The 19,287-nt window shown below is 62.1% G+C and carries 22 protein-coding genes and 1 tRNA gene; 7 read left to right on the top strand and 16 right to left on the bottom strand.

Annotation, left to right across the window (positions count from 1 at the left end; all coding sequences use genetic code 11):
• Positions 1–134: 134 nt before the first annotated feature.
• The 3 genes from LXM96_RS08385 to tesB form a co-directional block, all read right to left on the bottom strand.
• On the bottom strand, positions 135–1,496 hold the full coding sequence (locus LXM96_RS08385; protein ID WP_239997950.1) for an ammonium transporter: 1,362 nt from the start codon (positions 1,494–1,496) through the stop codon (positions 135–137).
• Between the two features lie 25 nt (positions 1,497–1,521).
• Positions 1,522–1,872, bottom strand: coding sequence for a P-II family nitrogen regulator (locus tag LXM96_RS08380; protein ID WP_281433332.1), 351 nt, complete (start codon positions 1,870–1,872; stop codon positions 1,522–1,524).
• A gap of 209 nt (positions 1,873–2,081) precedes the next feature.
• Positions 2,082–2,966, bottom strand: coding sequence for an acyl-CoA thioesterase II (gene tesB / locus LXM96_RS08375; protein ID WP_239997947.1), 885 nt, complete (start codon positions 2,964–2,966; stop codon positions 2,082–2,084).
• 66 nt (positions 2,967–3,032) lie between these two features.
• Here tesB and LXM96_RS08370 point away from each other — a divergent pair, with 66 nt between their 5' ends.
• The gene (locus LXM96_RS08370) at positions 3,033–4,268 is read left to right on the top strand and encodes a ubiquinone biosynthesis hydroxylase (protein ID WP_394801923.1); all 1,236 of its coding nucleotides are present in this window, start codon (positions 3,033–3,035) and stop codon (positions 4,266–4,268) included.
• A 4-nt stretch (positions 4,269–4,272) separates the two neighbouring features.
• Here the strand turns inward: LXM96_RS08370 and LXM96_RS08365 are convergent, their stop codons facing one another.
• The 4 genes from LXM96_RS08365 to LXM96_RS08350 form a co-directional block, all read right to left on the bottom strand.
• Positions 4,273–4,461 (bottom strand): Trm112 family protein, encoded by a 189-nt coding sequence (locus LXM96_RS08365; protein ID WP_239997941.1) that lies wholly within the window; start codon positions 4,459–4,461, stop codon positions 4,273–4,275.
• Between the two features lie 4 nt (positions 4,462–4,465).
• Complete coding sequence (locus LXM96_RS08360) at positions 4,466–5,143, bottom strand: LON peptidase substrate-binding domain-containing protein (protein ID WP_239997939.1); 678 nt, start codon at positions 5,141–5,143, stop codon at positions 4,466–4,468.
• 110 nt (positions 5,144–5,253) lie between these two features.
• Positions 5,254–6,231, bottom strand: a complete 978-nt coding sequence (trxA, locus tag LXM96_RS08355; protein ID WP_239997938.1) for a thioredoxin — start codon at positions 6,229–6,231, stop codon at positions 5,254–5,256.
• A gap of 56 nt (positions 6,232–6,287) precedes the next feature.
• A complete protein-coding gene (locus LXM96_RS08350; protein WP_239997937.1) occupies positions 6,288–6,803 on the bottom strand; it encodes a prolyl-tRNA synthetase associated domain-containing protein in 516 nt (171 codons plus the stop codon).
• Positions 6,804–7,084: 281 nt separating this feature from the next.
• Between LXM96_RS08350 and LXM96_RS08345 the strand changes: the two genes are divergently transcribed.
• A tRNA-Gly gene (locus LXM96_RS08345) sits at positions 7,085–7,159 on the top strand.
• A 106-nt stretch (positions 7,160–7,265) separates the two neighbouring features.
• Here the strand turns inward: LXM96_RS08345 and LXM96_RS08340 are convergent.
• From LXM96_RS08340 to hemC, 8 genes are all read right to left on the bottom strand, one after another.
• Positions 7,266–8,279 carry an aldose epimerase family protein gene (locus LXM96_RS08340; protein ID WP_239997936.1) on the bottom strand — a complete coding sequence of 338 codons (1,014 nt, stop codon included), beginning with the start codon at positions 8,277–8,279 and terminating at the stop codon, positions 7,266–7,268.
• Between the two features lie 90 nt (positions 8,280–8,369).
• Positions 8,370–9,299: a homoserine O-acetyltransferase MetA gene (metA, locus tag LXM96_RS08335; RefSeq protein WP_239997935.1), complete on the bottom strand. Its 930-nt coding sequence runs from the start codon at positions 9,297–9,299 to the stop codon at positions 8,370–8,372.
• A 4-nt stretch (positions 9,300–9,303) separates the two neighbouring features.
• The gene (locus LXM96_RS08330; protein ID WP_239997934.1) at positions 9,304–10,074 is read right to left on the bottom strand and encodes a glutamine amidotransferase; all 771 of its coding nucleotides are present in this window, start codon (positions 10,072–10,074) and stop codon (positions 9,304–9,306) included.
• Positions 10,075–10,085: 11 nt separating this feature from the next.
• On the bottom strand, positions 10,086–10,562 hold the full coding sequence (locus LXM96_RS08325) for a tellurite resistance TerB family protein (RefSeq protein WP_239998220.1): 477 nt from the start codon (positions 10,560–10,562) through the stop codon (positions 10,086–10,088).
• Between the two features lie 11 nt (positions 10,563–10,573).
• On the bottom strand, positions 10,574–12,238 hold the full coding sequence (locus tag LXM96_RS08320; RefSeq protein ID WP_239997933.1) for a heme biosynthesis protein HemY: 1,665 nt from the start codon (positions 12,236–12,238) through the stop codon (positions 10,574–10,576).
• Positions 12,239–12,249: 11 nt separating this feature from the next.
• Positions 12,250–13,533 carry a COG4223 family protein gene (locus LXM96_RS08315; RefSeq protein ID WP_239997932.1) on the bottom strand — a complete coding sequence of 428 codons (1,284 nt, stop codon included), beginning with the start codon at positions 13,531–13,533 and terminating at the stop codon, positions 12,250–12,252.
• 92 nt (positions 13,534–13,625) lie between these two features.
• Positions 13,626–14,348, bottom strand: coding sequence for a uroporphyrinogen-III synthase (locus LXM96_RS08310; RefSeq protein WP_239997931.1), 723 nt, complete (start codon positions 14,346–14,348; stop codon positions 13,626–13,628).
• 5 nt (positions 14,349–14,353) lie between these two features.
• A complete protein-coding gene (hemC, locus tag LXM96_RS08305; RefSeq protein ID WP_239997930.1) occupies positions 14,354–15,283 on the bottom strand; it encodes a hydroxymethylbilane synthase in 930 nt (309 codons plus the stop codon).
• Positions 15,284–15,355: 72 nt separating this feature from the next.
• On the opposite strand from hemC, the gene tsaD reads away from it, so the two are divergent.
• The 5 genes from tsaD to LXM96_RS08280 are packed head-to-tail and all read left to right on the top strand — an operon-like array spanning position 15,356 to position 18,842.
• Positions 15,356–16,453, top strand: coding sequence for a tRNA (adenosine(37)-N6)-threonylcarbamoyltransferase complex transferase subunit TsaD (tsaD, locus tag LXM96_RS08300; RefSeq protein WP_239997929.1), 1,098 nt, complete (start codon positions 15,356–15,358; stop codon positions 16,451–16,453).
• Positions 16,450–17,433, top strand: a complete 984-nt coding sequence (locus LXM96_RS08295) for an NAD(P)H-dependent glycerol-3-phosphate dehydrogenase (protein WP_239997928.1) — start codon at positions 16,450–16,452, stop codon at positions 17,431–17,433. Before tsaD ends, LXM96_RS08295 begins: the two co-directional genes overlap by 4 nt.
• A 19-nt stretch (positions 17,434–17,452) precedes the next feature.
• The gene (locus LXM96_RS08290) at positions 17,453–17,746 is read left to right on the top strand and encodes a YciI-like protein (RefSeq protein WP_239997927.1); all 294 of its coding nucleotides are present in this window, start codon (positions 17,453–17,455) and stop codon (positions 17,744–17,746) included.
• A gap of 4 nt (positions 17,747–17,750) precedes the next feature.
• Positions 17,751–18,191 carry an EVE domain-containing protein gene (locus tag LXM96_RS08285; protein WP_239997926.1) on the top strand — a complete coding sequence of 147 codons (441 nt, stop codon included), beginning with the start codon at positions 17,751–17,753 and terminating at the stop codon, positions 18,189–18,191.
• Positions 18,192–18,197: 6 nt separating this feature from the next.
• Positions 18,198–18,842, top strand: coding sequence for a class I SAM-dependent methyltransferase (locus LXM96_RS08280; RefSeq protein WP_239997925.1), 645 nt, complete (start codon positions 18,198–18,200; stop codon positions 18,840–18,842).
• Here the strand turns inward: LXM96_RS08280 and LXM96_RS08275 are convergent.
• Positions 18,839–19,189, bottom strand: coding sequence for a hypothetical protein (locus LXM96_RS08275; RefSeq protein WP_239997924.1), 351 nt, complete (start codon positions 19,187–19,189; stop codon positions 18,839–18,841). The genes LXM96_RS08280 and LXM96_RS08275 overlap by 4 nt on opposite strands.
• Positions 19,190–19,287: the final 98 nt, after the last annotated feature.

Here is a 19,287-nt window from a genome sequence, read left to right as displayed (position 1 = left end):
CCACGATGGTCGGCGCCTGTGGTGATGAGACACAAAAAAGCCCGAACCAGGGCCCGGGCAACATACGGTGCCCATAGGGCAATCACGACGGGAGGTCCTTCGGCGGCAGGTTGCCGCCGAAAGCTATCGATTGCTTACGAATGGTAAGCCGCTTCGCCGTGGGTCGCGAGGTCGAGACCTTCGCGTTCGGCTTCGACGGTGACGCGCAGGCCGACGATCACATCAACGACCTTGTAGAGGATCGCCGAGACGATGCCGCACCAGACGATGGTGATGACGACGGCGGTGAGCTGCGTCATGAATTGGCCGCCCATGGTGACGCCTTCGGCATAGCCGATGCCGCCTAGCGACGAGGAGGCGAAGATACCGGTGGCAAGCGCACCGAAGAAGCCGCCAACGCCATGGACGCCGAATACGTCTGCCGTGTCGTCGTAGCCGAACTTGTTCTTGATCACGGCGATGAAGAAGTAGCAGATCGGCGAAACGAGCAGACCCATGACGATCGCACCCATCGGCCCGGCGATACCGGCCGCCGGCGTGATGGCGACGAGACCGGCGATCATGCCGGAAGCGGCACCCAGCATGGAAGCCTTGCCGCGGGCGAAGCTTTCCACGATGCACCAGGAGACGATGGCAGCTGCGGTTGCGATGAAGGTGTTGACCGTCGCCAGCATTGCACCGCCGGAGGCTTCCAGGTTGGAGCCGGCGTTGAAGCCGAACCAGCCGACCCAGAGCATGGCCGCACCGACGAGCGTCAGCGTCATCGAATGCGGAGCCATCATGTCCTTGCCGAAGCCCGTCCGCTTGCCGACCATCATCGCGCCGATCAAGCCAGCCACGCCGGCGTTGATGTGCACGACGGTGCCGCCGGCGAAGTCAAGCGCGCCCATGCCAAACAGAAGCCCATTGGCGTCCCACACCATGTGAGCGACCGGGAAATAGACGAAGGTGGCCCAGAGGATGCAGAACAGGATCGCCGCGGAGAACTTGATGCGTTCGGCGAAGGCGCCGACGATGAGCGCCGGCGTCAGCGCCGCAAACGTCATCTGGAACAGCATGAAGATGTATTCCGGGATGACCGCATCCGAGAAGGTCGCGGCGGTGGAATCCATCGTGATGCCGGACAGGAAGAGTTTTGCTGTGCCGCCGAAATAGGCATTCTCCGAACCGCCGAAGGCGAACGAATAGCCGTAGATGACCCAGACGAGCATCATGGCCGCGCCGACCACCGTGCACTGCATCAGCACAGACAGCATGTTCTTGGCACGTACGAGGCCGCCGTAGAACAGGCCGAGGCCCGGCATCAGCATGAAGAGAACGAGCAGGGTGCACAGGAACATGAAGGCGGTGTCGCCCTTGTCCGGCACGGGTGCCGCAGCGGCAGCCTCGGCGGCGGGTGCGGCTGCATCCTGGGCGAAGGCAACGACGGGCGAGAACAGGGCTGCAGTGGCAGCGCTGAAATGTCCCAGCGAGGTTGAAATTCTGGAAAATTGCATTGGTAGCTCCCCAATCAGCCGTTTATCAAAGCGCTTCTGTGCTGGTCTCGCCGGTCCGGATGCGCACGGCCTGCTCGATCGAATAGACGAAGATCTTGCCATCACCGATCTGGCCGGTCTTGGCGGCGGAGGCGATCGCATCGACGGCCTTCTCCACGAGATCTGCGGCGACCGCGATCTCGATCTTCAGCTTTGGCAGAAAACTCACCGCATACTCGGTGCCGCGGTAGATCTCGGTATGTCCCTTCTGCCGCCCGTAGCCTTTGACTTCGGTTACGGTGAGGCCCTGGATACCGACTGCCGTAAGGGCTTCACGCACCTCATCCAGCTTGAACGGCTTGATAATGGCCATCACGATTTTCATCTGGCTTCCCATCCTTTGTTTGCTCGGCCGGAGCCGACGTCCCTCATCGCTTCCTAATCAGGTGAGCGACTGGGGCTCTACATACAAAGGCCGTGCCAGATTTGAGATGGAGGAGTATCTGGTTGAAATATCGAGTAAAAAATTAGGTCGCCTAAAGTGAGGGCAGTGAAAAATGCAGCGCCTGCTCAATCTGCAGGCAATTTGTTGCTTCTGCCGAATATTTATTCATCTGCCCGTTTGCGGATCAAACCCTCTTGCGCGACGGACGCGATCAGGGTGCCGGAGCGGGTATAGAGACTGCCTCGCGTCATACCGCGAGCGCCGGATGAACTGGGGCTGTCTTGGGTGTAGAGCAACCAGTCGTCGAGCGTGCAGGGGCGGTGAAACCACATGGCGTGATCCAGACTTGCTACCTGCAGCTTCGGATCGAAGATCGAAGTCCCGTGCGGATAGAGGGAGGTGTCGAGCAGGGTCATGTCGGACAGATAGGCCAGGACGCAGGCCTGGTAGTGGCGGTCTGCCGGCACTTCGCCGACGGCCCGAACCCAAATGTCCTGGCGCGGCTCCAGCTTGTCCTTGGTCAGATAATGCACCAGCGACACCGGCCGCACCTCGATGGGCCGGTCCTGGTTCCAGTACTTGCGTACGACCGCCGGGGCCTGCGCAAGGAAGAGTTCCTTGAATTCCTTCTCCCCCATCAGCTTGTCAGGCTGTGTCACCGGCGGCATGGCCACCTGGTGATCGAGGCCCTGCTCCTCCAACTGGAACGAGGCGGACATCGAGAAGATCGGCCGACCATGCTGGATGGCAACGATCCAGCGCGTCGCAAAGCTTGATCCGTCGCGAATGCGCTCCACCTGATAGACGATCGGAACCGACGGGTCGCCTGGACGCATGAAGTAGGCGTGCAGCGAATGAACATAGCGATCTTTCTCTACCGTCCGCTGTGCCGCCATGAGAGCCTGTGCGATGACCTGGCCGCCGAACACGCGCTGCCAGCCAACCTGCGGGCTCAGCCCTCGGAAGAGGTTTTCCTCGAGCTTCTCGAGGTTGAGCGTGGACAAGAGCTGGTCCATGGCGGCTTGAGATTCAGGCGGGCGCGACATTAAGGCGGACTCCGGCAATAGGAAGCAGATGCCGGATGATCTATATGGACGGTGACATCTTCTCAAGTGAGACGGGAGTGCAGGGAAATGCTTAATATCTTGGTGGTCGGCGGCGGTTACGTCGGGCTTTCGGTAGCCGTGGCGGTCAAGCAATCTGCTCCGCACCTCAATGTCGAAGTGATCGAGGCCGCACCGGAGCATGTCTGGGAGAAGGACGAGCGCGCCTCGGCCATTATCGCCGCGGCGAGCAAGATGCTTCAGGTGCTGAAGGTCTGGGACGAGATCCTGCCTGAAGCCCAGCCGATCAATCGGATGATCGTGACTGATTCGCGCACGTCCGACCCCGTTCGTCCGATTTTCCTGACCTTCGACGGCACAGTGGAGGAGGGGCGGCCCTTCGCCCATATGATCCCCAATGTCGCCATGGTCCGCGCGTTGCGCGGCGCCTGCAAGCGCCTCGGCATCACCATCCGCCACGGGCTCTCCGCCGCCGGCTTCAACACAGCAGGGGCGAAGACCACGATCACGCTGGCCGATGGAAGCACGATCGACACGCGCCTCCTCGTGGCGTGTGACGGCGTCCGCTCGAAATTGCGCGACATGGCCGGGATCAAGACCGTAACCTGGAGTTACGGTCAGTCGGGTATCGTTGCCACCGTTGTGCATGAACGGCCGCATGGGGGCGTTGCCGAAGAGCATTTCCTGCCTGCCGGCCCTTTCGCCATCCTGCCGCTGACCGGCAACCGCTCCTCGCTCGTCTGGACGGAGCGGACGGCCGATGCGGATCGCCTCGTTCAATCCGATGCTCTCGTATTCGAGGCTGAGCTTCAGCGCCGCTTCGGACATAAGCTCGGCGAGATTAGCGTTGAAGGGGGGCGCAAGGCCTTTCCACTCGGGCTCACGCTGTCGCGCGCATTTGTCGCTCCAAGGCTCGCGCTGGCTGGGGACGCGGCCCACGGCATTCATCCGATCTCCGGCCAAGGACTGAATCTGGGGTTCAAGGATGTCGCGGCTCTCGCAGAGACGATCGTCGATGCGGATCGTCTGGGGCTAGATATCGGAGGGCTGGATGTTCTTGAGCGCTACCAGTCCTGGCGCCGCTTCGATACCTTCCGGATGGGCGTTACCACCGACGTCCTGAACCGCTTGTTTTCCAATGACATTACACCCGTTCGCTTCGTCCGCGACTTCGGTCTGGGCCTCGTGGAGCGGGTTCCCGCCCTGAAATCCTACTTCATCGGGCAGGCCGCCGGAACCGCCGGCAGCGAACAGCCGAAATTGCTGGCTGGCGAGGCGATCTGAGCAGCTAGCCTTCCAGACGTCTCGCCTCGGAAACGAGCATGATCGGCACACCGTCGCGGACGGGATAGGCAAGCCTGGCCTTTTCCGAAACCAGTTCGTTCGTTTCGCGGTTGAAGGTTAGCCGTCCCTTGCATACCGGGCAGACCAGGAGCTCGAGAAGCTTTGGATCGACCTTGCTCAGTCTTTCGTCCATGGATCTACTGCAGCCTCGTGTCGGTTTCCCCTGCACCCCGCGCCAAAAGAATCTCGGTGATGGCGATCAGTGTCTCGGCCCGCGTCTTGAGGTCCGGCGCCTCGAGCAACGCCTGTTTTTCAGCTGGGCCGAAGGGAGACATCATCGAAAGCGAGTTGACCAGGGTCCGGTTTCCGGCCCGCTCCACGCTTTCCCAGTCCGCCTCCAGCTTATTGGCTTCAAGGTAAGCGCGAAAGACGCGCAGAAGCTCAGCCCGATCAACTTTGCCCTCGTCGTCTTCGGCGGACAGATCAGCAAGAAGCGGCGCAGCCTTGAAAGTGCGATACGGGTGCCCGGTGCCGAGCTCCTCGAGGAGCCGAAAACGGCACACTCCGCTGAGTGACGTAATATAGCGCCCGTCGCCGGTCTCAGCGAAGGAAGTTATCCTGCCGATGCAGCCGATACTGCTGAGTGCCGGCCGTGTGATGTCTCCCGAACTCGCATACTCCGTCAGCGTCGGCTGGATGATGCCGATCAGACGATCTCCCGACAGCGCCGCATCGAACATGGCAAGATAACGGGGTTCAAAGATGTTGAGCGGCAATTGTCCGCCCGGCAGCAGAAGCGCCCCTGTCAGAGGGAAGACACGCACCGTTTCCGGCAGGTCCTCACGCTTCACATATCTTGCATTTCCCACAATCATAGGCCCCAACCTCCAGGACCGCACGCACCAAAATGCGCCGCCCATGGCAGTCTAATGTGGGGCACCCGACGGGGATCGCAAGGCCGATTTACGGGATCGATTTGCCGATTCTAGGCAAACAAGATGGAAGACATCCGTCGACGCGCCGCGGTGGTAGCCGGATCTTTGGGACCCCATGCCTCGAAGAATTCGAGGAGCAGACGGCGCGCACCATCCTCCTCGAATTCACGATCCTTGCGCATAATGATCAAGAGGTGCTCTGCTGCTTCCTCGTGCTTGCCTTCCGCATTGCGGATCTTGGCGAGTTTCATCCGCGCCTCGTGATTGTCTGGATGGAGCGACAGCTCGTGCTCCAGAGCGGCCGGATCACCAAGCTTGCGGGCTTCCTCGAACTGCTCGAGCTTCTTCGCCACGGCCTGCACGGCCGGATCGCCGGCAAGTTCCGGCGGCAGCGATTGCAGCATCTGCGAGGCGCGAGCCATGTCGCCAAGCTCGATCAGGCAGCGCATCATGCCGGCCGCGGCCTTTGCATTCTCCGGATCGGCCTGCAGCACGGCGCCGTAAAGCTGTGCTGCGCCCTGGATGTCGCCGCTTGCCAGCAGGTTGTCCGCGTCGCCAATCGCGGCCTCGATCGCCGCAGCCTGATCTGCCCCTGCTGGCCCGGCCACCTTGTCGATGAACTGGCGAAGCTGCGTTTCCGGAACCGCGCCCATGAAGCCATCGACCGGCCTGCCATCGGCAAAGGCCACGACCGCAGGGATTGACTGGACGCCCATTTGTCCGGGGATCGCCGGATGGTCGTCGATGTTGAGCTTGACCAGCTTGACGCGGCCCTGCGCCTCGTTGACCACCTTTTCGAGAACCGGCGTCAGCTGTTTGCACGGACCGCACCAGGGCGCCCAGAAATCCACCAGCACCGGCTGGCGGCGGCTTTCATCGATGACATCGGCTGCGAAGGCTGCGGTGCTCGTATCCTTGATGAATCCGCCCGCAGGAGGCGGGGCAGATGCACCGCCGCCGAATTGCGCCGAACCGGTCATTTGGCCGCCATAGGCGCCGCCGCCATAGGGATTGTCTGAGCCGCTCATGATTTCTCTCTCCCGGTTCTGGTGCTGACCTATCCACTGGCGTGGAACATCGTATGTCAGTCGGTCACTTTCAAGACAAGCGGGGTGTGTCCCGTTGCCTCGAGGAAACGCAAGAGATCATCTCGTCTGATGGACGTCGTCGCATCGTTCGACAGCGGGTGTCCGTTGATGATCTCATGGCGCATCAGGTCTTCGTCGAGCACGAAGGTGACATTGCCGCCGGTGTCGTTGATCGCGCCGAAGACAGTCACGGATCCCGGAGCCACGCCAAGATATTCCAGCATCTTCTCCGGCCGGCCGAAGGATACCCGGCTCGCCGCGCCGATGATCTTGTGGACGGTCTTCAGGTCGACAACAGCGTTCTCCTCGACCGTCAGCACGAAATAACGATCCTTCTTGTCCTTGACGAAGAGGTTCTTCGTGTGTCCGCCGGGGATCTCGTCGCGTAGGTTGACCGATTCAGCCACGGTGAAGACCGGTTCGTGGTGGTGCGTCTTGTAGGCGATCCCGAGCCCATCCAGAAAAGCATGGAAGTCGTTGGCTGTTCTTGGCGTGGAGGAAAGGTCGTTCATGGGTTCTCTTCGTCGAGAAGGTGCGGCCGCAGCGTGTCGGGCCGAGGCTTAGCGCGCAGCGGAGCCCTTCGCAAGCCACAGACGCGGCGCCAGAAGCTTGCTGGGATAGCAGCCGGAGGCGCCGATTTGGGCGCAGTCCGCGGAAGAGCGAGGCCGTGCAATTTTTCTTTTCCGCCCTTCATTTCTCTGTTGCATTCAAAAATCAGTTAGGCCATATACCGCCCGTCGCCGCGACGCGGACGGCCCACGATCCACCGACTACCCCCGGATCGCGGTTATGAGCGGGTGTAGCTCAGGGGTAGAGCACAACCTTGCCAAGGTTGGGGTCGAGCGTTCGAATCGCTTCACCCGCTCCATTTCTCCCAAACTTGAAGATGAAAACGTCTGCAGCGGCGCCTTGGCGCTCGTGCAGGAGCATTGGCCGGCGCTCCGGCCCGAGCCGAAGCGCCTCCTCCCAGATCCTCAGTTCCTCCTGAAGACGTACTCCGTCTCCTGACGCAAGATTTCGCCTGGGCGCAGTACCGCTTCGGGAAAGTTGTTGTGGTTGATCGCGTCCGGCCAGATCTGGGTTTCTAGGCAGAAGCCGGCGAACGGACCGTAGCGGCGGCCGCCGTGGCCGGGTACGGCAACATTGAGCTTGTAGCCGGAATAGAACTGTACGCCAGGCTCTGTCGTAAGCACCTCCAGAGAAACACCGGAGCGGTCGCTACGGGCCGTCGCTACGTGTCGTTTTTCCACCCGCTGGTCGGAAAGGCAGAAGTTGTGGTCGAACAACACCCGTTCGCCGTTCTCCTGCCGGTCCATCGGGCCCATTCCGCGCAGGTCAAAGACTGTGTCCTCAACGGGAAGCAGGACGCCGGTCGGGCACTGATGCTCGTCCACGGCAGTGATGCGGTCGGCGGCGATCTGGATGTCGTGGCCGAGTGCCGTGTCGCTGCCGTCGAGGTTGAAATAGGTATGCTGGCAGATGCTGCAGGGTGACGGCTGGTCGGCGCTCGACTCGTACAGGACCGTTAGAACGCCATCGCCGTGAAGATGATAGGTGGCGGTGACGGTGCAGTTGCCGGGATAGCCGGCACGACCGTCGGGATCGACGATCTGCAGCACCACCCGGTCGTCGACAAGCTCAATGATCTCCCAATTGCGCTTCGCCATTCCGTCGCTGCCGCCGTGGAGGTGCGTGACACCTTTCTCATTCAGCTCCAGCTGAACCTGTTTGCCGTCGAGCTCGAACCGTCCGCCGGTGATCCGGTTGGCGCAGCGGCCGGGCGTGGCGCCGAAGTAGGACGAATGCTGGGGATAATCCTCGAAGCGCTCGAAACCGAGCACCAGAGGCGCCTCGTGTCCCTCAAGCCGCAGATCCTGAATTACCGCGCCCCAGGTCATGACATATGCCGTCAGGCCGCCACCGGAGATCTTCACACGATGGACGGTTTCACCCTTTGCCGTCGTTCCGAACACTTCACGCTCAGCCATTGCAACTCCTCAAATTCAAGTGGGCCGAACCTGGATGATTTGCGCCATCCGAGCAACGGTGAAGGTCTCAGATCGTGGCAGGACGTTTCTTCAGGCCGCCTCGACCCTGCCGATCTGGTCGAGATCGTAGGGCGTCGTCTGGTAGATGTCGTTGATCCAGTTGCCGAACAGGAGGTGTGCGTGGCTCCGCCAGCGGTTCTGGGGCGGCATCGATGCGTCGTCCTGCGGGAAATAATTGTGGGGCAGCTTGATCGCCACGCCTGCATCCAAGTCGCGGAAATACTCTTCCGCGAGCGAGGTGGAGTCGTATTCCACATGATTGAACATATAAAGCCGGCGGCCATTCTTCTCCTCGACCAGGCAGACACCCATTTCCTCGGATTCCATCAGGATCTTGAGGTCCGGTATCTTTTGGATGTCCTCGCGGCGCACCTCTGTCCAGCGCGAGACCGGAACCTGAAAATCGTCCGAAAAGCCCGTAAGGAACACGGAGGAGGGGCAAAGATTGCGGTGGCGATAGACGCCGAACGCCTTTTCCTTGAGCTCATGCTTCGGCACGCCGTGGAAGTGGTAGATCGCCGCCATGGCACCCCAGCAGACATTCATGCTCGAATGGACGTTGGTGGTCGTCCAGTCGAGGATCTGCTGCATCTCGTCCCAATAGGTCACGCTTTCAAACGGAAGCGTCTCTACCGGAGCTCCGGTGATAATGAAGCCATCGAACTTGCGATGCCTCACCTCCTCCCAGGTCTCGTAAAAGGAGAGCAGATGCTCCTCAGACGTATTCTTCGCCTTGTGGCCGCCGATGCGAATGAGCGAGAGCTCCACCTGCAGGGGCGTGGCGCCGACCAGACGCGCCATCTGCAGCTCTGTCTTGATCTTGTTGGGCATGAGGTTGAGAAGCCCGATCTGCAACGGACGGATGTCCTGCCGCACCGCGACCGTCTCGGTCATCACCCGCACGCCTTCATGCATGAGGGTCTCAAAAGCGGGAAGCGTGTCGGGAATTTTTATCGGCATGCGGTCACGAATAACAAAAAGCCGGCGGCGCGCAAGCATCAACCGTCTTTTGCTGGTCTTCACGCTCGAAGACGAGCGACAGGAAGTCAGACAGCCACCGCTTGAGCGGCGCGTCGAAGATCATCCGGCCTTCGAGATGCGCGCTGCCCTTCTGGGCATTTGGCATGATGAAACGGTGCTCACCGCGCACGACCCAGCGCTGCATCATCGCACGCGTCAGTTCCGCGTGAAACTGCACGCCCCAGGCATTGTCGCCGTAGCGGAACGCCTGGTTGGGGTAAACATCCCCTTCTGCCAGCAACCGTGCGCCGTGCGGTAGGCTGAAGCCTTCGCGGTGGAAGTGATAAACCATCGCGGGCCAGTGCGGCATCAGCAGCCTTCCATGCTCTGTTGCGCGCAAAGGATACCAGCCGATCTCCGTCATGCCGTCCTTGTCCGCAGCAACCGTGCCGCCGAGATGGCGCACCATCATTTGGGCGCCAAGGCAGATGCCGAGGAAGGGTTTGTTCTCCTTCAGTGGAACGCTGACCCAATCCGTCTCCGCCTTGACGAAGGGATCCGGGTCGTTGGCGCTCATCGGGCCGCCGAATATGACCGCGCCGGTATGCTGCGCCAAGGTGGGCGGGAGAGGATCTCCCAGAACCGGCCGACGAATATCGAGCGGATAGCCCTTTTCAACCAGCATCTGACCGACGCGGCCGGGGGAGGAGGTTTCTTGGTGGAGCACGACTAGAACCGGGAGCTTCTTCGTGCCCTGGGGCGGTGTCATCAGCATCAGTTACCTTCTCATTCGCCTCCCGCGTCTCCTCCCGGTTGTCGCGCTGCAGCCTCTTGGCGCTGCAGAACCCGATCGCGCGCCGACACCCCCATCAGATCTGCAATCCGCCAGATGACATGATCCTCCATCTCGCTGCGTTCGCCATCGGCGTGCACGAGATCCCAAAGGACGCCCATCAGTTCGACCCGCTCGTCAGGGTCAAGATGCCGATTAAGATCGGAGGTGAAACGATAGTAGTCAACCGCCTCCTGTCCAGCCTCGCGACCGGCGTGGATCAGGGATGCGAGTTCTTCCCCTGCCAGGCTGTAACGTTCCCGCAGCAAGTCGTGCAGCTTCTCCTGTTCGTCTTCGGATATGGTTCCATCGGCTTCCATGACCTGGAAACAAAGTGCGGCAAAGGCAACGCGCGGGTCCCCCGGCGGAAAATCTCCCTCAGGCTGACGCGCAGACAAATTCTGGATGAAGGCCTGGAGCCGGTCTAACATCATCGCTCCCTTCAAAAGAGGCGAAGCCGGTTGGAAGGCTCCCGAGAAGCATTGGGGTCCTTAACACCCGGATCGTCAGGCCGGCGGTGGAAGAACGGATCTTCCTCCGTTTCATCCACATTGGCTGCGTCGCGCTGGGTCGCGTCGGGCTTGGCCGGCGCTGCTGCAGGAAGCGTGATCATCTCTTTTTTTTGCTCGGCCTTTTCGGCCACGTCTGGCGCAGCCGCGGGCGTCTCCGTAGGGGCAGCTTTCACATCGGGTTGTTGCGGCTGCAGAGGCTCTTCTCGAGGTTCCTCTTCCGTCAGCTCCGGTTCAGGTGGCTCGTCGACAGGGGGAAGTTCGGCGATCGCTCGCTCCGCCAGATCACCTTCCTCGATCGGTCCTTCCAACTGGCCATATGGCACCTTCCATTCAAAGGCGTCGATGCGCCCGGTGGTCGGCGAAACCGGCAGCCATCGTTCAGATACGATGCCATCGGCGACCCAGGCTGGATCACGCGGCGCACGGAGCGCTTGCCCCATCCAGTGGCGGATACGACCCTGGTCGGCAGTGTCGGCCTCCTCGATGTCGGCCAACAGAAGATAAATGCTCTCGCGCGGGCTCATCCGGGCGGCGGCCTCCGCCTTCGAACGCGCCTTCTCCAGTTCCCTTGCGTCCAGAGCGGCCTCTGCCACGGCAATCAGCGATTCGACATTGTTCGGCCGCATCGCCTCAAGCTTCTCTGCCCGCTTCAGCCGATCCACAGCACTGTCGCCGCTGCGGGCCCGCACGTAGCTGGTTGCAATCTCCGGATGCGGTGCCGTCTTCCAGACGCCTTCGAGAACGGAGGCAGCGCGGCGGATGTTGTCCTCGCGCAGATAGGCCTTGGCGGCGATGATAGCGGCGGGAACAAGGTCTTTTGCATGTTTGAGTGCAGCCAGAGCGTCGTCACGCGCTCCTTTCGGATCAGCCTCCAGCCGCTCGCCGGCCTTTGCCGTAAGCAGAACCGCCTTCCAGCGCTCCGCCTGCTTCTTCTCGATGACGTTTGCGATCCGCTGCTGGTCGAGCAGGCGGATAGCATCGTCCCAGCGGCCAGCGCGGCAGCGGTATTCCAATGTTGCTTGTGCCGCCCATGGGAGATAGGGGGCATTTTCGGCCGCGCGCTCGGCATACTGACGGGCAGCCCCGTCGGCGCCCAGGCGGCGAGCCTCCACGTAGAGCCCGCGCAGGCCGAGCTCGCGCGTCTCCGGGTCGTCGGCCATACGCTCGAACTTTGCCCGGGCATCGTCGTGCCTTCCTTCGATCAGGGCGGCCTGGGCGTCGAGCAGTTGCAGAAGGGGTTCCTGGTCGGCGCGCAGTAAGCCCTGCGCGCGCAGGCTCATCTTGCGGGCGAGCGTGGCATTGCCGGCCCCTGCCGCTATCAGTCCTGTGGACAGCGCCTGATAGCCGCGGTCCCGCTTACGGCTGCGGAAATAACGCCGGACCGAGTGGGGAGAGGTCCAGATCAATTGGATCAACCACCAAAGCAACATCACCGCGCCGATGAGAACGGCGACGGCGGTGGCCGCCACAATGAGGCTGGTCTCAATCAGGTAGTCCTGCCAAGCGATGGAAATCGAGCCGGGCCTGTCGGCGAGCCAGGCAAAGCCCCAACCGAGTGCAAGGACGACAAGGATGAACGCAAACAATCTGATCATGCTGCCCTCCTTCAGTTCTGCTGGGTTGTTTCGCTGACGGCGCGGGAGACCGTATCGGCAATGAGCGCATCTACTGCGATGCGCGCATCGAGCGCCTGCTTAAAGTCCTGCGAAGCCGTCTTGCCTTCCTCGGGAAGAGTCTCCCAGGCAGAGGCCGCGGCTTGCAGATTTCCGCTTTTAAGGGCGGTCTCGATGCGGGAAACGGTTGCCTCCGCACTGTCGCCCTCAACCTCGCCAGTGCGTCTGACCTTGACGACAGACATGGCGCTCGACATCAGCCGGCTGGCGATGCCCGCCTCGTCGTCCTGCTGATCGACGGCCTCGAGGATTGCGGACGAGACTTCGGAGAAGCGCGCGGCGAGCTCTGCCTGCGTCGGAACGCCCTCCGGCCCGTAGGGCTGCAACTGAGCCACGGCCGGGTCGTCTGGCGCTGTCGCGGCGAAGGCTTCGAGCTCTCCTTCAAAGGCGCCGCCCTGGTCCACCGCCGCTTTCAAAGCCGCGGCCGTGATGGCACGAGCGGCAGCCTGCTCCGGGCCGGGCTGGTTCACGTGCTCCTCCAGCGCGTCGAGACGTTGCTGGAGCTGATCGAGCCGGCTTGCCGTTTCAGTGGATGCCGTTTCGGCGGTCGAGCGGATCGCCTGCACGTCTTGCTCCAGGGTTGATACTCGCTCGGGCGTATCGTCGCTCGTGCTTTCTCCTGCTGCGGTCTCCAGCGCTTCGACCCTTGCCTGAAGGTCTGGATCCGGCCCTTGGTCCTGGCCCAAGGCTTCGACTTGCTGGCGCAGGGCCGCGATCTCTTCCGACGCGCCGGATTCCGCACTTCCTCCCGGTAGATAGCCCGCGTACTGCATGCTGCCGGCGAGTGCGAGCGCGACGATGCCGCCGAAGATGCCTGACGCTACAAGCGTGGAGATGGCCGGCCCGTGCCGCGCCTGTCCCGCCGCTGATGGCGGATGCGTGGTTGTCTCTTCGTCTGGATGAGTGGAGGGAGAAGCAGCGGAGCCACTTTCTGATGGAGGAAGAGCCTCATCTGCAATGGTTTCTTCGGCTGGCGACGGCGGCGTCCCCGCCGGTATGTTCTCGGCCGTCGATTCAGATGTTTCGTCCGCGGTGCTTTCTGCCGGGACATTGGGCGGCGCTTCTAGACCTTGGGCATCGACCGCAGCGTCCGAAATGTTGTCGGTGTCGTTGCTCCGCACAGGTTCGGCAACCGCCTCTGACTCAGAGGTGGTCGCGTCGATCGTCAGAGGCTCCTTATTGGACTTCGTGCGGCGGGGCGGCTTATCCGTGACCATCGAGACCTCGTTCTGCAACTTCATAGACCGAAACTAGGGGCCGAGACTGATCATGGGAAGAGGTGCGGGCCAATTTGACCCGTTGAGGCCGACTAAAGGAGGGCAAACAGGCTGTCTTCGTCCGGATGCTCTGCAATTGCCACCCGGCCCCGCAACGAAACTGGCACGGCTTGCGCCACATTCGGGCTGAGACAGAGAATGCGGGCTCGGCTCAGAACATCCAGTTCACGCTCTTGGAGTGGCAGCGCGAAGAAACAATCCGCAGTCGCTCGTGAATGGAACAGGACAACGTCCACCGGCTGCTGCCCGAGGGTGGCCGAGAGTGTGGCTTGATCGACAGCTATCGGTTCCATCCGATAACCCTCTACCGTGACAGCGGGGATGCAAAGCTTTGCAAGGCCATCTTCGAAAGTCGAGCTGCGGGGACGGCCGGCAATGTAAACAACGGGGAGATCGGTCGTGAGCTGGCGGAGTCTGTCGCCGAAGAGCGCGATCATGCTGACCGCTGTCCCATCCGCCGCCTCTACGGACGTGAATCCTGCCTCCCGAGCGGCCGTCGCCGTCGCGTCCCCAACTGCAAAGACGGGTTCGCTCAAGTATGCATGGATGCGTGTTCCCAGCGACTGCAACACTCGCACGGCTTCTGCGCTGGTGATTGCGATCGCCGCATGGGGGAGCCGCAGCCCTTCCAACACCTCGTCCGGATGGTGTTCGGCCTGCGTCAGAGGCAACTGGACCGGCGCATGACCAAGGGCCGAGAGGCGCCCCGCGGTGTGTTGTGACGCCGGTTGCGGACGCGTGACAAGAACGCGCACGCGGGTCAGGTCCAGGTTTCGAAGAAACCGGGTCCAGCGGCTGTGCGGACGGTCTCGCCGGCCCGCCGGCCGATGCGTTCGGCGTCGGCACGCTCACCCTCCAGTTCCACCGCATATTCCTGCTGCCCGTCAGGCGTCAGGATCAACCCGGAAACGCGGAGCTTGTCCCCTTCGCAAAGCGCATAGCCCGCGATCGGAGTGCGGCAGGAACCGTCTAGTGCGAGGAGGAAGGCGCGCTCGCAACTTACGGCGTCATAGGTCGGTCGATGGTTGACGGCCTCCAGCAGGGCATCAATCCGTTTGTCGCCGATGCGGCTCTCGATGCAGATTGCGCCTTGTGCCGGTGCCGGCGGAAATTCTGTCGGGTCAAGCAGTTCGGTCACCACCTCCTCCCTCGCCAGCCGTTTCAACCCGGCGAAGGCAAGCAATGTGGCATCGACATGACCTTCATCGAGCTTTCGCAGCCGCGTGCCGACCGAGCCTCTGAAGATGGTCACCTGGATGTCCGGCCGGATCCGGCGGACGAGGGCCTGCCGGCGAAGCGAAGCTGTGCCCACGGTCGCGCCGTCGGGAAGGGCGGTTAGACTGGGTGCCGTGCGCCCGATCAGGGCATCCCGGATATCCTCGCGCGGTAGGTATGCCGATATGTGCAGTCCCTCCGGCAAGACTGTCGGCATGTCCTTGGAGGAATGAACCGCGAAATCGAGTTCACCGGATGTCAGCTGCTCTTCCAGTTCAAGGGTGAAAAGACCCTTACCGCCGATCTCGCTCAGTGGCCGGTCGACCACGCGGTCGCCCGTGGTGGACAGGACGACGATCTCGAACATCTCCTCGGGCAGGTTGTGGGCGGCCATCAGCCGTGCCCGCGTTTCCGCCGCCTGCGCCAGAGCAAGCGGGCTACCGCGCGTACCGATCCGGAAAGGTTTCGTTTGCATCCGCTTTCGTCCATTGTTAACCGGAGGCCTTGGTAACCGGCTTTGTCCACTCCCGCAATCAACGATAGGCTCATGGCGTCCCTTCTCCGCATTCTCGGGATCGAAACAAGCTGCGACGAAACTGCAGCCGCCGTAGTATGCCGGCACGCCGACGGGCGAGGTGAGATCCTCTCGGATGTCGTTTTGTCGCAACTCGAGGAGCATAGCGCCTTCGGCGGCGTAGTACCGGAGATCGCTGCGCGAGCGCATGTGGAGGCGTTGGATGGGCTGGTCGAGGAGGCGCTGGTGCAGGCGAAGGTCTCCCTGTCGGAAATCGATGCCGTGGCCGCCACGTCCGGGCCCGGCCTGATCGGCGGGCTGCTCGTCGGGCTGATGACCGGCAAGGCGATCGCCCGGGTCACCGGCAAGCCTCTCTTCGCGATCAACCATCTCGAGGGCCATGCGCTAACCGCGCGACTGACTGACGGACTTGCGTTTCCCTACCTGATGCTGCTCGTCTCCGGTGGCCACACGCAACTCATCCTGGTGCGCGGGGTCGGGGAGTATGAACGCTGGGGGACGACCATCGATGACGCGCTCGGCGAGGCTTTCGACAAGACGGCCAAGTTGCTGGGACTGCCGTATCCGGGAGGTCCGGCCGTCGAGCAGGCGGCACTGCGTGGCAACCCGGATCGGTTCAAGCTGCCGCGGCCGCTGGTGGGCGAGGCGCGGCTGGACTTTTCCTTCTCCGGGCTCAAGACGGCCGTGAGGCAAGCTGCCACGGCAATCGCCCCGCTGAGCGATCAGGACGTCGACGATATCTGCGCATCTTTTCAGAAGGCGATCTCGCGGACGCTGCAGGACCGGATCGGCCGAGGACTTGCGCGCTTCCGCACCGAATATGCGGCTGTCGATGTGCAGCCGGCGCTCGTGGTCGCCGGTGGGGTTGCCGCCAACCAGGAAATCCGCCGCACATTGCAGGCGCTGTGCCTCGAGCATGGCTTCCGGTTCATCGCACCTCCCATGCGGCTTTGCACGGACAACGCAGCGATGATCGCCTGGGCGGGGCTCGAGCGTATGGCGGGCGAGCTTCCACCGGATCCGCTGGACGTGCAGCCACGGTCGCGCTGGCCGCTGGACAGCAGCGCCCAGACCGTCCTCGGGTCGGGAAAGCGGGGAGCGAAGGCATGAGGAAGCGGCAGAACGTGGTCGTCATCGGAGCAGGGGCCTTCGGCACCGCTCTTGCCACGGTCATGGCCCTGCAGGACGGCCTGCAAGTAATTCTTTTAGGTCGCAACCCAGTTCTGATGGCCGACCTACGCGACCTGCGAACGCACGATGCGGCGCTGCCGGGCGTGCCGCTGCCGGACGCACTTGAGTTTTCGGCGGAACCGGACGTTGTTTCCGAAGCAGGATTCGTGCTCTTTGCCATGCCCTCCCAGGCGCAGTCGGATGCTGCTCGCTATTATGGACCTTACCTTGCCGACGACGCGGCCGTCATCACCTGTGCCAAGGGACTGGAGCGCGGGTCCGGCTTACTTCTGACAGAGGCGCTCGAACGAGAGCTTCCGCATCATTTTGCAGCAGCTTTGAGTGGTCCGGGATTTGCCGCAGACATCGCTCGAGGGCTGCCGACGGCAATGACGATTGCCGCCAAGGACGCCAGCGTTGCGGAGACGCTTGCGCAGACCCTTTCGACCCGGACGTTCAGGCTCTATCCCTCAGATGATCGAAGCGGCGTGCAGTTGGGGGGGGCGCTGAAAAACGTGCTGGCGATCGCCTGCGGGATTGTCGAAGGGGCAGGGCTTGGTGAATCTGCGCGGGCGGCACTTGTTTCGCGTGGACTGGCCGAAATGTCGCGTCTCGTGGAGCGCATGGGAGGACGGGCAGAAACGGTGCGCGGGCTCTCCGGGCTTGGCGATCTCGTCCTGACCGGCACCAGTCATCAGTCGCGCAATCTCCGTTACGGGATCGCACTGGGCAGGCAGGACGCTGGGGAAAGCCCGGATCTGGTCGAGGGAGCCTTCGCGGCGTCGATTGCAGCCGAGCTCGGGAAGAGGCAGGGCGTCGATCTTCCCATCACCAATGCTGTTGCCAACATCATTGGCGGTAAGCTTTCCATCCAAGCCGCTGTCGAGCAGTTGATGACGCGCCCGATCACGACCGAATAGTTCAAGGAGAGACGATTCAATGCTTTTTGCCTTCCTTTGCACGGATAAGCCCGGCCATCTGAGCGTGCGGATGGAGACGCGTCCGGCGCATCTCGATCACCTCGACAGGCTCAATGCCGAGGGTACGCTGAAGATGGCGGGACCCTTCCTGGACGACGACGGCAAGCCGAACGGCAGCCTCGTGATCGTTGAAGCGGAAGACATGGCTGCCGCGAGAGCGCTTGCCGAGGCGGATCCATATTATCAGGCGGGCCTTTTCGAGAAGGTCGAGGTGAAGCCCTACAACTGGGTCTTCAACAAGCCGGAGGCCTGAAGCGATGGCATACTGGCTTTTCAAGTCCGAGCCGAATGTCTGGTCCTGGGAAATGCAGAAGGCGAAAGCCGACGCCGGCGAGGAGTGGACGGGCGTCCGCAACTATCAGGCCCGCAACAACATGCGCGCGATGAAGCTTGGCGACAAGGGCTTCTTCTACCACTCGAACGAGGGGCTGGAGATCGTGGGGATCGTTGAGGTTTGCGCGCTCAGCCATCCAGATTCGACCGCGGGGGATGACGCGCGCTGGGACTGTGTCGACATTCGAGCCGTATGCGATATGCCGAAGCCGGTGACGCTGAAGGACATCAAGGCGAACCCGAACTTCGAGGCGATGTCGCTGGTGACATCCATGCGACTGTCTGTACAGCCGGTGACGGATGAAGAATACCTCGAGATCTGCCGCCTCGGTGGGTTGGAGAACCCGCCTCGTTCGCCGGAATGAGCTTTGGTGAAGACGGATCCGCGCAGCTTCATCCTTGCCAATACCACGCTGCAGGCGCCGCCGCATGTGCCGGAGATCCGGCTGCATCTCGCCGACGAGGCGCATGACCTCTGGCATAAGACAGAGGAGGAACTGGAGGCAATCGGTCTGCCGCCGCCGTTCTGGGCGTTTGCCTGGGCCGGCGGCCAAGGGTTGGCCCGATACATCCTCGATCATCCGGAAACGGTGCGAGGAAAGCGTGTGCTGGACTTTGCGACCGGCTCGGGGCTGGTCGCGATAGCGGCGTGCCTGGCAGGGGCAGCCAAGGTTTTCGGGGCGGATATCGATCCCTGGAGCTCCCATGCCGTCTCCTTGAATTCGGCGGCGAATGCGGTGACAGTGGAGTTCAGGTCGGAGAACTGGATTGGCCGCGCCGTGGAGGCAGACGTAGTTCTTGCCGGCGACGTGTTCTATGACCGTAGTCTCGCCGATCTGCTCGTGCCATGGTTCCAGCAACTGGCGAGACAAGACGTGGTTGTCCTGGTTGGCGATCCCGGACGGAGCTATCTTCCGAAAAACTGCTTGAAGGTGGCTGCGACCTATGAGGTGCCGGTCACGCGTGCCCTTGAAGACAGCGAGGTCAAGAAGACCACGGTGTGGCAGTTCAGCTAGTTGCCGCGGATAACGCAGACGCCAGCTTCGTAGGAACACGCACTTGCCGCACCTTGAACCCTCAGGTTGCTGTCGACGTGGGTGATGGTGGCCTTTGGCGCGAGAACCGGTGCGGGCACTCTTGCCCGGTCGCGATGAAACACCCAGACCGAACGACTGAACGTGCCAACGCGGCGAACATGGGTGACGGGGCCGGAATAGCCAACGGAAGAGCCACCCCCGTCGTAGTGGCGGTAGCCGAAACCATGCGAGGAGCTGTTCCAGCCGTTTCCGGCAAAAACGGGATAGGCCGCGGCCAGCGCGACTGCGGATGCCAGTGCACCCACGATGAATGGTTTTCCGGTCATCATGACCTCCAGCTCAAGCGTTAACGGAAGGTTAACACAGTGACTCTAGGAAGTCCTCATGGCTGTGGGGCGAATCCGGAGTTTGGTTAACCGCCGGG

Source organism: Rhizobium halophilum (assembly GCF_021648825.1).
Lineage (GTDB): Bacteria > Pseudomonadota > Alphaproteobacteria > Rhizobiales > Rhizobiaceae > Neorhizobium > Neorhizobium halophilum.
The sequence above is the reverse complement of the archived record's forward strand: the minus strand, read 5'-3'. Positions and strand labels throughout refer to the sequence as shown.